Annotated in this window: 10 protein-coding genes; 2 read left to right on the top strand and 8 right to left on the bottom strand. The window is 56.6% G+C overall.

What is annotated here, in order from left to right:
- The first annotated feature begins 5 nt into the window (after positions 1-5).
- Positions 6-629, top strand: coding sequence for a TRIC cation channel family protein (locus tag WB371_RS02635; protein WP_336218566.1), 624 nt, complete (start codon positions 6-8; stop codon positions 627-629).
- Between the two features lie 368 nt (positions 630-997).
- Here WB371_RS02635 and erpA read toward each other — a convergent pair whose 3' ends face one another.
- From erpA to clcA, 3 genes are read right to left on the bottom strand one after another with little or no spacing between them, the layout of a single operon-like run.
- Positions 998-1,342, bottom strand: a complete 345-nt coding sequence (gene erpA / locus WB371_RS02630) for an iron-sulfur cluster insertion protein ErpA (RefSeq protein ID WP_336218565.1) — start codon at positions 1,340-1,342, stop codon at positions 998-1,000.
- A complete protein-coding gene (gene yadW, locus WB371_RS23770; RefSeq protein ID WP_350396263.1) occupies positions 1,339-1,389 on the bottom strand; it encodes a small protein YadW in 51 nt (16 codons plus the stop codon). The genes erpA and yadW overlap by 4 nt, the downstream gene beginning before the upstream one ends.
- A 34-nt stretch (positions 1,390-1,423) precedes the next feature.
- Complete coding sequence (gene clcA, locus WB371_RS02625; RefSeq protein ID WP_336218564.1) at positions 1,424-2,845, bottom strand: H(+)/Cl(-) exchange transporter ClcA; 1,422 nt, start codon at positions 2,843-2,845, stop codon at positions 1,424-1,426.
- A 168-nt stretch (positions 2,846-3,013) separates the two neighbouring features.
- Here clcA and hemL point away from each other — a divergent pair, with 168 nt between their 5' ends.
- Complete coding sequence (gene hemL, locus WB371_RS02620) at positions 3,014-4,294, top strand: glutamate-1-semialdehyde 2,1-aminomutase (RefSeq protein ID WP_336218563.1); 1,281 nt, start codon at positions 3,014-3,016, stop codon at positions 4,292-4,294.
- Between the two features lie 111 nt (positions 4,295-4,405).
- Here hemL and fhuB read toward each other — a convergent pair whose 3' ends face one another.
- From fhuB to mrcB, 5 genes are all read right to left on the bottom strand, one after another.
- Complete coding sequence (gene fhuB, locus WB371_RS02615; RefSeq protein WP_336218562.1) at positions 4,406-6,388, bottom strand: Fe(3+)-hydroxamate ABC transporter permease FhuB; 1,983 nt, start codon at positions 6,386-6,388, stop codon at positions 4,406-4,408.
- The gene (fhuD, locus tag WB371_RS02610) at positions 6,385-7,272 is read right to left on the bottom strand and encodes a Fe(3+)-hydroxamate ABC transporter substrate-binding protein FhuD (RefSeq protein WP_336218561.1); all 888 of its coding nucleotides are present in this window, start codon (positions 7,270-7,272) and stop codon (positions 6,385-6,387) included. Before fhuD ends, fhuB begins: the two co-directional genes overlap by 4 nt.
- Positions 7,272-8,069, bottom strand: a complete 798-nt coding sequence (gene fhuC / locus WB371_RS02605; RefSeq protein WP_336218560.1) for a Fe3+-hydroxamate ABC transporter ATP-binding protein FhuC — start codon at positions 8,067-8,069, stop codon at positions 7,272-7,274. The genes fhuD and fhuC overlap by 1 nt, the downstream gene beginning before the upstream one ends.
- Before the next feature lie 47 nt (positions 8,070-8,116).
- Positions 8,117-10,369 (bottom strand): ferrichrome porin FhuA, encoded by a 2,253-nt coding sequence (gene fhuA, locus WB371_RS02600; RefSeq protein WP_336218559.1) that lies wholly within the window; start codon positions 10,367-10,369, stop codon positions 8,117-8,119.
- Between the two features lie 283 nt (positions 10,370-10,652).
- Positions 10,653-13,184, bottom strand: coding sequence for a bifunctional glycosyl transferase/transpeptidase (mrcB, locus tag WB371_RS02595; protein ID WP_336218558.1), 2,532 nt, complete (start codon positions 13,182-13,184; stop codon positions 10,653-10,655).
- Positions 13,185-13,208: the final 24 nt, after the last annotated feature.

Here is a 13,208-nt window from a genome sequence, read left to right as displayed (position 1 = left end):
TTAGAATGCTCGTCTATTGGCTGGATATTGTAGGTACAGCGGTATTTGCCATCTCTGGCGTGTTGCTGGCTGGAAAACTTCGCATGGACCCGTTTGGCGTGCTGGTGCTCGGCATTGTTACTGCCGTGGGCGGCGGGACGATCCGTGATATGGCGCTCGATAACGGCCCTGTTTTCTGGGTAAAAGATCCTACCGATCTGGTGGTGGCGATGATCACCAGCATGTTGACGATCCTGCTGGTTCGCCAGCCACGACGTTTGCCCAAATGGATGTTGCCCGTGCTGGACGCTGTCGGCCTGGCGGTCTTTGTCGGCATTGGCGTGAACAAAGCGTTTATTGCCGGAACCGGGCCGCTGGTCGCCATCTGTATGGGCGTCATCACCGGTGTGGGCGGCGGTATTATCCGCGATGTACTGGCGCGTGAAATCCCGATGATCCTGCGAACAGAAATCTATGCGACGGCCTGTATTATCGGCGGGATCGTTCACGCCACCGCGCATTACACCTTCGCAATGCCGTTAGAAGCCGCCAGTATGATGGGAATGATAGTAACGCTGGTGATACGCCTTGCGGCGATCCGCTGGCATCTCAAGCTACCGACGTTTGCGTTGGATGAGAATGGTCATTGAGGTGATTTTGCCCGATGGCGCTGCACTTATCGGGCCTACAACAGAATAACGCCGTAGGCCGGATAAGGCATTTATGTCGCCATCCGGCATGACAGACAGCACTCCGATGCTGAAAGAAGAGAATGACCGGTGACGTGATTTTGCCCGATGGCGCTACGCTTATCGGGCCTACAACAGAACAACGCCGTAGGCCGGATAAGGCATTTATGCCGCCATCCGGCATGACAGACAGCACTCAGATGCTGAAAGAAGAGAATGACCGGTGACGTGATTTTGCCCGATGGCGCTACGCTTATCGGGCCTACAACAGAATAACGCCGTAGGCCGGATAAGGCATTTATGCCGCCATCCGGCATGACAGACAGCACTCAGATGCTGAAAGAGGAACCACACCCGCAGGTGCTTTTCGCATTCGGGTTAGTGACTACGAAGCGAGAACCTTCCAGGCCTTCGGTGTAGTCAACAGAACCACCGACCAGATACTGAAGGCTCATTGGGTCAACCACCAGGCCAACGCCCTGTTTCTCAATGGTCATATCGCCTTCGTTGACCTGATCATCAAAGGTAAAACCATACTGGAAACCGCTGCAACCGCCACCGGTGATATAGACACGCAGTTTCAGGTTCGGATTTTCTTCGTCTGCGATCAGGCTTTTTACTTTATTGGCTGCTGCGTCAGTAAATTGCAGTGGCAGCGCTACGTCATCACTCATATTTTTGCTCCAAACGACATCGGCAATTGGGCAAATTCTGACCCAATACTCGTGTCATTATCTAATACCCTGGTATTTCATTCAAGTATTCTCGCCCGCGGTCGTCGCCTGACTTTTTGCCGCCTGCTCCGCTTCCTGTTTCGCCAGCGTACGCGCAAGAATCGTGGAGTATAGCGGTTTGCCGCCAAGGAACTGGGCTAATAGTGTTGCGCCAAGACAGGTAATGATCATTGGCAAAATGAGCTGATAGTTATCGGTCATTTCCAGCACCAACAAAATGCCGGTTAACGGCGCACGCACAGAGGCAGCTAACAGCGCCCCCATTCCGGCAATAGCAAACGTCCCGGCTTCAAGCTGATAATGCGGAAAGCAGGCGGTCGCCGCCATACCAAATGCGGTACCCAGCAGTGTTCCCAGCGCCAGCATCGGGGCGAAAATCCCCCCCGGCGCACCGGAAGAGAAACAGAGCAGCGTGGTGATCACTCGCGCGATAAAGATAAATAACAGCAGCCCCACACTAAAGTTGCCTGCAGCGGCAATCGGAATCAGGTTAAAGCCTCCGCCCGCCGCCGCTGGTTCAATCAGTCCCAGAATGCCGCACAGTCCGCCAATCGCCCCGCCCATCAGCACCCATTTGGTGATATTACCGTGGTGAAAACGCTGGAACATATCCTGAGTACCCAGCACCAGCTTATTGAAAAACGGCCCCACGCAGCCAAAAATCATGCCGAGGATCAGATAGAGCCACAGTGTATTCAATGGCGCATTAGAGAGTTTTCCCACCTCAATGATCGGCGACTCACCGTTGCAGATGCGAAACACAATACTCGACATAATCACGCCGGTAAAAACGGCTTTGATGGAAATGAGGTTATAGCGAAACTGCGGACGCATCTCTTCGAGAATGAACAGTATGCCTGCCAGCGGTGCATTAAAGGCGGCGGAAAGCCCTGCCGCCGCGCCGGTCGCCAGCAGGGTGTGCCGTGCTTCGGCGCTGCGCATTCGGAAGATATCCAGCACCATGCGGCCAATATTGCCGCCAATTTGCACCGTCGGGCCTTCGCGACCTAACACCATCCCCGCCCCCAGCGTGCCCATCCCGCCGATGAACTTAACCGGTAACACGCGCCACCAGCGAACGGGACGCAGCTCTTCCAGCGCGCCTTCAATCTCCGGTATTCCCGACCCGCCCGCCTCCGGCGCAAATTTGCGCACCAGAAAATAGCCGACCATCGCCAGTAATGCAGAGAGAATAAACGCCAGCGGCCAGAGCAAAAGCGGATGGTCAGCCACATTTACCAGTGCGCCTATGCGCTGGTTCTGTACCCAACTCACCGCTTTTTCGAACGCCACGCCCGCCAGACCGGTGAGCGTTCCTACCACTGCCGCCATGAATAAGATCGCCAGCGGCGTTTTGTCACGCTCCAGCAGCCGACGAATTTGATCCCTGCGCCGTAAGCGCACAATTTGCTGTGCTTCAAAAGAGGGCGTTTCTGTGTTCATCAGATGATCATTAATTGGTAATACAAATGCAGAAGCGGCATTGTACTCGCCTCCTCCCCGAAAATCCCCTGCAAATCGTCATGTTTCAAATGCGCAAAACTTTCATAACCTTCGCTGAATAACTAGAATAGCGGGCATTCTCTTTTTCTACGAACCAGGAACCCATCCATGAGTAAGTCCGAAAACCTCTACAGCGCGGCACGCGAGCTCATCCCCGGCGGCGTTAACTCTCCTGTTCGCGCCTTTACCGGTGTAGGAGGGACGCCACTGTTCATCGAAAAAGCAGACGGCGCCTTTTTGTATGATGTCGATGGCAAAGCCTATATCGATTATGTCGGCTCCTGGGGTCCAATGGTACTGGGTCACAATCATCCGGCAATCCGTAACGCGGTAATCGAAGCCGCCGAACGAGGCCTGAGCTTCGGTGCGCCAACCGAGATGGAAGTCAAAATGGCGGAACTGGTCACCGAACTGGTGCCAACCATGGATATGGTGCGAATGGTGAACTCCGGTACGGAAGCGACGATGAGCGCCATTCGTCTGGCGCGCGGCTTCACCGGACGCGATAAGATCATCAAGTTTGAAGGGTGCTACCACGGTCATGCGGACTGCCTGTTAGTGAAAGCGGGTTCCGGCGCGTTAACGCTGGGCCAGCCAAACTCTCCGGGCGTTCCTGCTGATTTCGCAAAACACACCCTGACCTGCACCTATAACGATCTCAACTCTGTGCGTGCGGCGTTCGAACAGTTCCCACAGGAGATCGCCTGTATCATCGTTGAGCCGGTGGCGGGCAACATGAACTGCATCCCGCCGTTGCCGGAATTCCTGCCAGGCCTGCGCGCGCTGTGCGATGAATTCGGTGCCTTGCTGATTATTGATGAAGTGATGACCGGTTTTCGTGTGGCGCTGGCGGGCGCGCAAGACTACTACGGTGTGGTGCCTGACCTGACCTGCCTGGGTAAAATCATCGGCGGCGGTATGCCTGTCGGCGCATTCGGCGGTCGTCGTGACGTTATGGACGCGCTGGCACCAACCGGTCCGGTCTATCAGGCAGGAACCCTGTCCGGCAACCCGATTGCAATGGCGGCCGGTTTTGCCTGTCTGACCGAGGTCGCGCAGCCAGGTATCCACGAAACGCTGAATGAACTGACAACACGTCTGGCGGAAGGTTTGCTGGAAGCGGCACAGGAAGCGACTATTCCGCTGGTTGTTAACAATGTTGGCGGCATGTTCGGTATCTTCTTCACCGATGCGAAAACGGTGACCTGTTACCAGGACGTGATGGCCTGCGACGTGGAACGCTTTAAGCGCTTCTTCCATATGATGCTGGATGAAGGCGTCTATCTTGCACCCTCCGCGTTTGAAGCGGGCTTTATGTCCGTGGCGCACAGCATGGAAGATATCAATAACACCATCGACGCCGCACGTCGGGTGTTTGCGAAGCTGTAACCGAGTACGTTTTAAACCGTAGGCCGGGTAAGGCGAAGCCGCCACCCGGCTTTTTTATTGCCGGATAGCGACGTGAAGCGTCTTATCCGGCCTACACAAAAAACAACCGAATCAACGACTCTGCTTGCGCAGCAGATAAATAAAGTACGGCGCGCCGATAAACGTCGAGAGGATCCCCGCCGGAATTTGATACGGGAACAGCAGCATCCGTCCGCACCAGTCGGCAAAAATCAGTAATAATCCCCCCGCCAGCGCCGACATCACAATATGCGGCATCGTTCGACGAAAACCTAGCATCCGCGCGATATGCGGCGCCATCAGCCCCACGAAACTCAGCGGCCCAATGGTCATTGTGGCGGCGGCGGTGAGGCTGGCTGCCAGCAACAGCAGGCCAACCCGCGACGGCGTTAGCGCCATGCCGATTGCGCGTGCGGTCTCTCCGCCCAGCGGCAAAATCGTCAGCCAGCGACGGCACAACGGCGTGATCGACAGCAGAATCACCATCACAATCCCGGTACGCCACACCTGCTCAGGCGTGGCATTGTAGGTTGAACCGGAGATCCAGGTCAGCACCCCAGCCATACGCGGATCGCCACTGGCCTGCAACATCATCAGCAACATAGTGAACGCCGTGCTGAGCGCCATCCCGGCAAGCAGCATGCGATGGGGGGAAAATCCCCCACGCCCGGCGGCGATCAGAATGATTAACAGCGTAGCGGCGGCGCCGAGGCTTCCGGCAGGCAGCAGCCAGCCAAACGCATTTCCCGGCACCAGAAACAGCATCAGCACAACGCCAAACGCCGCACCGGAACTGATCCCCAGCACTTCGGGACTCGCCATTGGGTTGCCGGACAGACGCTGAATAATACAGCCCGAAACCGCCAGCATCACCCCGGCAATCATGGCTGTCAGGATGCGAGGCCAGCGCCAGGGCAACAATTCTTCCAGTTGTACTCCACTGGCCCAGTTCCAGCCCTGCGCGTCACGTCCAAACGACAGCGCAACGCCGATACCGACAAGCAAAAGCACGCCGCCCAACAGGGCATAACTCAGCACATGCCGGCGCTCTGTCGCCACACGATCGCTGACGTTCATATCGGGCGCGCTCATGCTCCGTAAACGCGGTAACAACCACAGCAGAAGCGGCGCGCCGATCAACGCCGTTACCGAACCGGTGGACACTTCCATCCACACCCGGCTCAACCAGAGAATGACCTGATCGGAAAGCCAGAGGATGAGCGCCCCAATCAGCGGCGCCAGCATCAGCCGCGCCAACAACCGGCGGGCGCCGAGCATTTTCGCCAGCAGCGGCGCGAAAAGCCCAATGAAACCGATAATGCCTACCACGTTCACCATCAGCGCGCTCAGCACAATCGCCAGCGTCAGCGCCGCCAGCCGCGCCAAAGATAATGCCAGCCCTAAGTTGCGCGCCACGCCATCATCCAGCCCCATCAGGGTCAGCGGGCGCAGCAGGAGCAAGGTGAGCATCACGCCGCCCAACAGTTGCGGCCACAGACGTTGTACGCCGCTCCAGTCGGTTTGCGTCAGCGTCCCGGTGCTCCACAAGAACATGCTTTGCAACTGATCGTGATGAAAGATAACCAGTAGCTGATTGATGGCCCCGCAATAGAGGCTCACCACCAGACCGGCGAGGATCAGCGTGACCGGTGAAAGACGCTTTCCCCACGCAACGCCAAACACCAGCGCACCGACAATACAGGCTCCGGCAAGAGCGGCAAACTGCCCTGCCAGTACGCCAGGAACCGCCCATAGCGTCGTGACCGTCATCCCTAATTGCGCCCCGGTCGCCACGCCCAGCGTGGTCGGTTCCGCCAGCGGGTTACGCAATACCTGCTGAAACAGCACGCCGACCAGACCCAGCCCGGCCCCAACCAGCAGCGAAATCACCAGACGAGGAAGAAGACTGTAATGAAAAACCATCTGTTCGATGACGTCGATATCGGGGGACCACGTAGCCTGTGACCATTGGTTACGCGACAGCGCAAGGGAAAAGTTCATCCAGGTCAGGCCAGCGGCGATAATCAACAGCAACACCAGCAGTGACGCCGGGAAGCGGGCAATACGTTGAGTCACGCTTTGCCTCCCAACGCATTATCCAGAATGCGCACAAAATTCATGGCCGATAACGTCGCGCCGTAAAACCACACCGCCGGAACGCGCTGAAAACGGCCCTCGCGCACGAACGGCATCGCCTGCCAGAGCGGTGTCGCCATCAGCGCGGCCATCTCTTTATTATTACCATGATCAAAACAGAGCACATCGGCATCTTTGTAAGCGGCCAGACGATCGATTCCCACCACCGTACTGCCCCAGAAGTTGGTTTCACCCTGCCAGGCATTGTGAATACCGTACTCGTCCAGCACCTCCTGAAACAGGCAGTTCGAACCAAAAACCAGCATATGGCGAGGATCAAGCAGGGAGAGCAATAGCAGCGGGCGATCGCCGCGCTGGACAAAGCGAGGCTTCCGGCTGGCAATAAACTGATCGTATTGCGCCAAATGCCGCCCGGCTGCCGGTGTCAGATCCAATATCTGCGCCATCTCGATCAACGACTGGCGGGCGACCGCTAACGGCTTTTTGCCGTCGCTAAAGTTGAATCCGCACCCCGGCGCAATGCGCGCAAGCGTTTCAGGGGATGGACCGTATCCCGCCGACCAGAACATGTACGAGGGTTTCATCTCGGTCAGCAGTTCAAGATTGGGTTCGGTACGGAGCCCGACATCAATCACCGACGCAGGCAGCGAGGGTTCGTTCACCCACAAGCGGTAGTTAGGAATGTCCGCGACGCCATAAGGCGTCACGCCAAGCGCCAGCAGCAGTTCCACCGGCAGCCATTCCAGCGCCACGATACGCTGCGGATCGACAGCCGCGCGCGCGGGTTTCATCTGCCAGAGCAGCGGCGAGAGAGCCATCGCCGTTAATAACCGGCGACGTGTCAGGTGGTGTAATCCGCTCATTAATAGACAAAACTCACGGGAGCGGACCCCGCCGGATGCGGCAGGATCCCCATCGGAATACCATAAATCAGCTCCAGGGTTTCGCTGCGCATAAGCGCTGCGGGCGTGCCCTGGGCAATCATTTCACCGCCGCGCAGCGCGACCAGATAGTCACAGTAGCGGGCAGCCATGTTGATATCATGCAGCACGGCGATCACCGTCAGGCCACGCTCCTGGCTGAGGCGATGAATCAACGCCAGGACATCCACCTGATGGGCGATATCCAGCGCCGACGTCGGCTCATCTAACAGCAGACAGCGGCTGTCCTGGGCTACCAGCATCGCAATCCACGCACGCTGACGTTCACCGCCGGAGAGACTGTCAACCAGACGATGCGCCAGCGGCTTTAGCCCGACCAGCGCAATGGCCTCTTCCACTTTTTCTCTGTCCGCTACGCCAAAACGTCCCAACGCCCCGTGCCACGGATAGCGACCAATCGCCACCAGTTCGCGTACGGTCATCCCTTCCGCCGGCGGCAACTGTTGCGGCAAATAGGCCACTTTACGGGCAAAGGCTTTGCTGCTCCATGTATCCAGCGGCTGTGAGTCCAGCAGGATCTCCCCTTCTGACGGCGGCTGATGGCGACCCAACATTTTTAGCAACGTGGATTTACCCGAACCGTTGTGACCAATAAGACCTGTCACTTTACCGACCGGAAAGGTTAACGACAGAGGATGCAAAAGCGTGCGACCGGGCACACGAAAGGAGACATCACGCAGTGCAAACGTGGTATCGGGATGAGAGGTCTGTTCCTGCATAGCGGCCAACTTGTAAAACGGGCACGCAAAGCGTGCCCAAAGAGAAATTAGAAACGGAAGGTTGCAGTTGCAACGACCTGACGTTCCGCGCCCCAGAAGCAGCCATAGGTGTTAAAGCAACTGGCGACATATTCACGGTCAAACAGGTTGTTCACATGCAGCGCAACGTTGGAGCCCGCCATGCCCAGACGCGCCAGATCGTAGCGAACCAGCGCATCCACCAGGGTGTAACTACCGACTTTAAAGGAGTTCGCCGGATCGCCATAGCTGGAACTGGTATAGCGAACGCCGGTTCCCAGGGTCAGGCCGGAGAGCGGGCCGTCAAACATCGTGTAATCCCCCCACAGTGACGCCATATGTTTTGGCACCTGCGCCGGGGTGTTGCCTTTGTAGTTGGTGTCGGTGGTGTATTCCGCATCCGTATAGGTGTAGGAACCGACCACGTTTACGCTGGCAGACAGCGCCGCTTTCGCTTCCACTTCCACGCCGCGTGAACGAATCTCACCGCCTTCAACCGAGAAGAACGAACCGTTAGGATCCGCCATCAGGTTGTTGGTTTTGGTCAACTGATAGACCGCGCCAGTGATGACAACTGGACGATCGTTCGGGACATATTTCACGCCCGCTTCGTACTGTTTGCCTTTCGACGGCGCGAAAATATTCCCGCTGGCGCCCGTTTGCGAAGCCGGTTCAAACGATTCGCTGTAGCTGAAATACGGTGTTACGCCGTTATCGAACAGATAGTTGACACCGCCACGCCAGGTGAACTCGTTATCATCACGCGAATCCTGAATGTCTGAAACGCGGTTCAGCGAATCCTGTTGCGCCCAGTCGTAACGCCCGCCCAGCGTCACCAGCACCTTGTCCCATTGCATCTGATCCTGCACATACAGACCTGTTTGCTTCTGTTTGTTCAGCACCTGATAAGCCCCTGACGGTCCAGGGCGTGAGCCAAAATCAAAGTCGCTGCGGTCAAGGTTGTAGATGTCAGACGGCGCAACAGAGCCCGCATAACCAAACCAGGAATCGATATCGTTACGCATACGCATAAAGTCAACGCCGGTCAGCAGGGTGTGATCGACTGCGCTGGTCGCGAATTTGCTTTGTAGCTGCGTGTCGACAGAGAAGTTCTGCAATTTTTCGTTATCAATGACGTACTGACGGGTCAGCGTGTGGTTCCAATCAGACTGCGGAATGCCAGCGCAAGGGCTGGTGCCCGGATTGCCCGAATAGAGCGGATCGGAGCACATACCGTAACCGTAGACGCTGTTCTGCGAAACCTTGTTTTCCGCATAACGCAGGTTCTGACGCACGGTGAAAGTGTCGTTGAATTCGTGGTCGAAACTGTAACCGACCATCTTCTCATTACGTGAGTAGGTATTGTTGTCCGCGCCTTCGTTGAAGTCGGTCGGCAAACGCTTCCCGTTTGGCAGCGTGCTGACGGTTCCTTCTTTCGGCAGCCAGCCGTAGTAACCGGTCTCCGGTTCGTTCTGGAAATAGGAGAGGAACGTGAAGTTCGTTTTGTCATCCGGACGCCAGCTAAAAGAAGGGGCGATGGCGTAACGCTGTTCTTCCGCGCCCTGCTGCTGCGCATTCGCTGAACGCGCCAGGCCGGTTAAGCGATAAGAATAAACACCGTCATCATCCAGCGCATCGCTGAAATCAAAGCCGGTCTGGAACAGGCTGTCAGTGCCCATTTTGAACTGAACTTCTTTCAGCGGTTCCGTGGTCGGGCGCTTGCTGACCATATTCAACAGGCCGCCGGGGTTGCTCTTACCGTAAAGCACAGACACCGGACCACGCATGACTTCCGCGCGCTCCAGCATGTAAGGGTCGATCACCGCATCGTTATAGAAGTTGCCCTGCATCTTCAGACCGTTCAGGTAGTTATTCTGACTCTGGCCGTCTGCTGCAAAACCGCGAATGATCAGGTAATCATAGGTATTAGACGCACCACGCGTGCCGACCGCCACACCAGGCGTATAGCTGAGCGCTTCTTTCACCGACTTAGGCTGGTGCAGCGCCATCTCTTCGGCGGTGACAACAGAAATAGACTGGGGAACCTTTTGAATAGGGGTATCCGTTTTGGTCGCAGTCGCTGACTGACGTGCCGCGATGGTCGCTGCCGGGCCCCACGCACTTTCCTGTGGCGCTGGTGCAGCGGTTACGGTAATCGTATCTTCTTTTTTCGGTTCAACCGCAGCCTGTGCGTAGACAGACATGCCGCTAACCGCTGTGGCTACGACGACGGCGAGTTTACGCAACGAGTGTTTTGGCTGAGCAGTTTTTTGACGCGCCATTGGTATATCTCTGATGGAAAGTGAATGATAACGTAAACGAGAATTATTATTATGACGGCAGCATAATATTCGAAACGCTGGCGCGATAGCAAGCAATACGCATCCCCACCAAAACTAAGGGGTTAAGAATTATCCAGATGAAAAGAAAGGGTTAATAAAGTGGTGTGAAATGTTTTTGGGGGGAATCGCCGGATGGCGGCGAAAACGCCTTATCCAGCCTACCAACCCAATATCTGCATGAGTCCTGTAGGCCGGATAAGCGAAGCGCCATCCGGCACGGCTGTTAGTTACCGCCAAACATGTCTTTAATCCAGCCAGCAACCCCGTCGCTCTCTTTCTTCTCTTCCTTCGGCGGCTGCTGTTGCTGCTGCTGCGGTTGTTGAGAAGACTGGTCAAACGGATTTCCGGTCGGCTGCTGCATCATTTGCCCTTGCTGGCAGAGTGAATCCGGGTCTGAAGTCCAGACCGGCAATGTGCGCATACCGCCGCTGCAAACAAAGTTGCCGTCATAGTCGACGCCCATCTGCGCAATATCTTCCGGCGGCGTTAGCGTCAGCGGCGTTGGCGTCTGGTTAGCCAGATAACGCTGATAAATCGACATCGCCCCGCTCGCACCATACAGCTTCGTCGGCTGGTTGTTATCGCGACCCACCCAGGTGATGGTCACCTGACTGCCATCGATACCGGCAAACCAGGTATCGACGTTGTTGTTCGTGGTCCCGGTTTTACCCGCCAGATTCAGATTCGGATACTTCGCGCCAAGTTGACGGCCAGTACCGCGCTGCACAACCTGCTGCATCGTCCACAGCGTCATATAGGCCGCCTGAGCCGGTACCGCACGCTCCGCCTGCGGGAAGCTCTGGTACAAGACGGAGCCATCTTCCGCAATCACTGAACGCAATGCGGAAAGCGGCGCACGGTTACCGCCGCTGGCGATCGTCTGGAACGCCTGCGCCACTTCGATTGGCGTCAGGTTCAGCGCCCCGAGCAGCATGGCGGGAACTGGATTCAGTTGATCTTTCGGCACCCCCAGTTTCAGCCAGGTATCGGTGACGGCTGGTAAGCCGAGCGCCATCCCCAGATTGACCGTCGGTACGTTCATGGAGCGCGTCAACGCATCCACTAACATGACTTTTCCGCTTTCGCTGTAGCGACGGTCATCGTTCTGCGGCGACCACACCTGGCCGTTTGGCTGGCGCAGCGCAATCGGCGCATCCGCAATCCAGGTGTTCAGGCGATAGATTTTCGGCTGGCTAAGCGCGGTCAGATAGGTCGCCGGTTTTGCCAGAGAACCAATCGAACGACGCGCCTGCATCGCGCGGTTATAGCCCGCAAATTGCGGCTCTGCGCCACCCACCATCGCACGCACTTCGCCACTAAAGCGGTCAACAACCACAATCGCGGTTTCCAGATCGCTCAGCTTGCGCTGTTTTTTCAGCTCCGGTATCCCGTCAACGGCGGCTTTCTCTGCGGCATCCTGCGCCACGGAGTCGAAAGTGGTGAAAATCTTCACACCGGAAAGATCTTTCACTTTATCGCCCAGCTTCGCCTGCAACTCCTGACGCACCATCTGCATAAACGCTGGCTGCGGTGAAATCACCCCACCGCGCGGCTGCACGCCCAACGGACGCGCGCTAAGCATGTCATACAGTTCCTGGTCGATGACCTGCTGCTGTTGCAACAGACGCAGCACCAGGTTACGGCGTTCAAGCGCCAGTTTCGGGTTCCGCCACGGGTTGTAAATCGACGCCCCTTTCACCATCCCCACCAGCAGCGCCTGCTGGTCGAGGCTCAGTTCTTCCACCGGACGGCCAAAGTAATAGAGGCTCGCCAGCGGGAAACCGCGAATTTCGTTGTCCCCGCTCTGACCGAGGTACACCTCGTTCATATACAGTTCAAGGATCCGGTCTTTGCTGTAACGCGCATCCATCAACAGCGCCATGTAGGCTTCGTTGGCCTTACGCCAGTAGGAGCGTTCGCTGGAGAGGAACAGGTTTTTCACCAGCTGTTGCGTCAGGGTACTTGCCCCTTGCACCGTGCGTCCGGCGGTCAGGTTCGCCAGCACCGCACGACCAATGGAGTACAGACTCACCCCATCATGCTCATAGAAATGACGGTCTTCGGTTGCCAGCAGCGTGTCGACCAGCAGATCCGGGAAGCCACTGCGCGGAACGAACAGCCGCTGTTCGCCGTTAGGCGACGAGAGCATGGTGATAAGACGCGGATCGAGACGGAAGAAACCGAACTGGCGGTTATTATCCATATTAACGATGGTGTCCAGACGACCGCTGTCGAACGTCAGACGCGCACGCACCTGCCCCTCTTTACTGTCCGGGAAGTCAAAGGGACGGCGGATCATCTCAATGCTGTTGGCCTGAACGGTAAACTCGCCAGGACGCGTCATCTTGCTGACCTGCCGGTACTGCGTAGCTTCCAGCAGTTTCACCATTTCGTTTTTGCTGACCGGCATTTCCGGTTCGAGGTTGACCATCCGGCCATACACCGCTGCCGGTAACTGCCAGACCTTGCCATCAATACGGCTCCGGATTTTTTGATCCAGGTAGACGCCGTAAATAGCGAGCAGTACCGCAAAAACAATCGCAATTTTCAGCAGCAGCCACAACCAGCCGCGCTTACCACGAGGCTTACGCCCTTTGCCTTTACCTTTACGCGGCATCGGTTCTTCATCCTCATAGTCATCATCATAATCATCGTCGTACTCATCATCTCTGAGCTGGCGACGACTCACCTTTTGTTTCACCGGACGCGTGGGTTTCCCTTTGCGTCCTATTGGCTCGCGGTCATTCCCGGCCATGCTTTTTCTCCGCAACATTCAGGC

This window comes from Citrobacter amalonaticus (assembly GCF_037053465.1).
Lineage (GTDB): Bacteria > Pseudomonadota > Gammaproteobacteria > Enterobacterales > Enterobacteriaceae > Citrobacter_A > Citrobacter_A amalonaticus_H.
The sequence above is the reverse complement of the archived record's forward strand: the minus strand, read 5'-3'. Positions and strand labels throughout refer to the sequence as shown.

Bases quoted from the DNA above. Each gene is read 5' to 3' on its own strand.
- erpA (WP_336218565.1), bottom strand. From the start codon at position 1,342: ATGAGTGATGACGTAGCGCTGCCACTGCAATTTACTGACGCAGCAGCC.
- fhuC (WP_336218560.1), bottom strand. From the start codon at position 8,069: ATGCAGGAACAGACCTCTCATCCCGATACCACGTTTGCACTGCGTGAT.
- fhuD (WP_336218561.1), bottom strand. From the start codon at position 7,272: ATGAGCGGATTACACCACCTGACACGTCGCCGGTTATTAACGGCGATG.
- hemL (WP_336218563.1), top strand. From the start codon at position 3,014: ATGAGTAAGTCCGAAAACCTCTACAGCGCGGCACGCGAGCTCATCCCC.
- mrcB (WP_336218558.1), bottom strand. From the start codon at position 13,184: ATGGCCGGGAATGACCGCGAGCCAATAGGACGCAAAGGGAAACCCACG.
- clcA (WP_336218564.1), bottom strand. From the start codon at position 2,845: ATGAACACAGAAACGCCCTCTTTTGAAGCACAGCAAATTGTGCGCTTA.
- WB371_RS02635 (WP_336218566.1), top strand. From the start codon at position 6: ATGCTCGTCTATTGGCTGGATATTGTAGGTACAGCGGTATTTGCCATC.
- fhuA (WP_336218559.1), bottom strand. From the start codon at position 10,369: ATGGCGCGTCAAAAAACTGCTCAGCCAAAACACTCGTTGCGTAAACTC.